Annotated in this window: 2 protein-coding genes; both read left to right on the forward strand. The window is 29.4% G+C overall.

What is annotated here, in order from left to right; all coding sequences use genetic code 11:
* Window positions 1–140 precede the first annotated feature (140 nt).
* On the forward strand, window positions 141–740 hold the full coding sequence (locus tag ACWNT5_RS24190) for a hypothetical protein (RefSeq protein WP_456518849.1): 600 nt from the start codon (window positions 141–143) through the stop codon (window positions 738–740).
* A 182-nt stretch (window positions 741–922) separates the two neighbouring features.
* Window positions 923–1,351 carry an OmpA family protein gene (locus ACWNT5_RS24195; RefSeq protein ID WP_456518850.1) on the forward strand — a complete coding sequence of 143 codons (429 nt, stop codon included), beginning with the start codon at window positions 923–925 and terminating at the stop codon, window positions 1,349–1,351.
* The last annotated feature ends 263 nt before the right edge of the window (window positions 1,352–1,614 follow it).

Consider the following 1,614-nt stretch of genomic DNA (forward strand, 5'->3'; position numbering starts at 1 on the left):
TATGAAGGCGCAATGCTTGCAGAAAGTAAAAGTTAGCAACCAATGCGCATCCTCCTGAGGCGGACAGGAAAAAACCGAAAAGCAAGGTAACATTTTGCTCTGCTACGACACATATATTAAACGTTGTATACAAGAAAAAAATGACGAAACAGATTTATATTTTCATACTATCGCTTAGTATCCTTTCTTGTAATAGTAAATTAGAAAAGGAATTAGAATATATATACACTGCTTCGGCCAAAACAGAAAATGACACTTTACAAATAGACTCTTTTAAAATACTGAGTACTAAAAAAGTTGATTTTAACTACTTTCAAAATATCGGAATAAACAATTTAAAATACGTAATAAGTTTAAATCAATTAATTATTGAAAAGGAAAAGCAAAGAATCACTTTACTTGAAAAAAATATTGCTAACCGGAACAAACTAATCAAATTAAATAAAAACAAAAAAAATGAGTATTTAATTCAAATAGAATATGATCAACGGCGATTAGAAGAATCTAAACTTAAACTTGATAACGTGAAATACGAAAATAATTTAACACATCAAAAAATCGTATTAATCAAAGCTGGGACAAATCAGAAAAAAGGGAATGAATTTGAATTAGTAAAGTTTGTGTTCAATGGAAAAATAAACTCCGAAAGCAGAATTGATACTATGGAATTAATGATAAGTAAAGAATTTGGAAATAAATTTATTAAAAATAATATGTTTTCAGATTATAAAGGAAAATAATCCAGTATACAACAACATATATGTGATCATAGCAGCTAAGTTATTAATCGTATGGTCTGTGTAATTTTGGTAAGGCGCAATGCTTGCAGAATGGAAAAGTTAGCAACCAATGCGCAGAAAAATCAAAAAACAGGGTAACAATTTGCCCTGCTACGACACATATATTAAACGTTGTATGCAATATGAAAACAAGACTATTAACAATTTTAATTTTATTTTCGGGATTCTGCTTTGCTCAAAAGTCTCATACAATAATTGTATCTGAAAATAGCCAAAAAACTGAGTTAACTAAACTAGACGGAATTGAACCTTTTTACTTCAGTGATAATTCAACTGATTATAAAAATGAAAATTATATTGAGTCTATTGTTAATGCTTTGAAAATTTATGGAACTAAAAAAATCGAAATCGTTGGTCATTGTAGTTCTAATGAATTCAAAAAAAATCAAAACATCGCAATACAGCGTGCTGAGTTTATAAAATCTGTATTAATTAAACTTGGAATTCCTGAACATCAAATTCTTACTAAAACCGAAAAAGATAGGATTCCGTTAGATATGAATAATCCCGAATCTGAACAAAATAAACGTGTAGAATTATGGATTATGTGAAGAAAACACTGCACACAACACGATATATGTGTCATAGCAGCAAAGTGATCAATCGAATGGTCATTGCTTATTTGGTAAGGCGCAATGCTTGCAACTGAAGAAAATAACAATCAATGCGCAGTTTTTGTCGAAAACAGGGTAACATTTTGCCCTGCTACGACACATATATTAAACGTTACCAGTAATTAAAATGAACGGACATTACTTCTTTTTTGGAATATTGATGATTTTTCTAATTTCAACACCAATTTTCTTAATTTGGC

It is taken from the genome of Aquimarina sp. 433 (assembly GCF_054054605.1).

Bases quoted from the DNA above. Each gene is read 5' to 3' on its own strand.
- ACWNT5_RS24195 (WP_456518850.1), top strand. From the start codon at position 923: ATGAAAACAAGACTATTAACAATTTTAATTTTATTTTCGGGATTCTGC.
- ACWNT5_RS24190 (WP_456518849.1), top strand. From the start codon at position 141: ATGACGAAACAGATTTATATTTTCATACTATCGCTTAGTATCCTTTCT.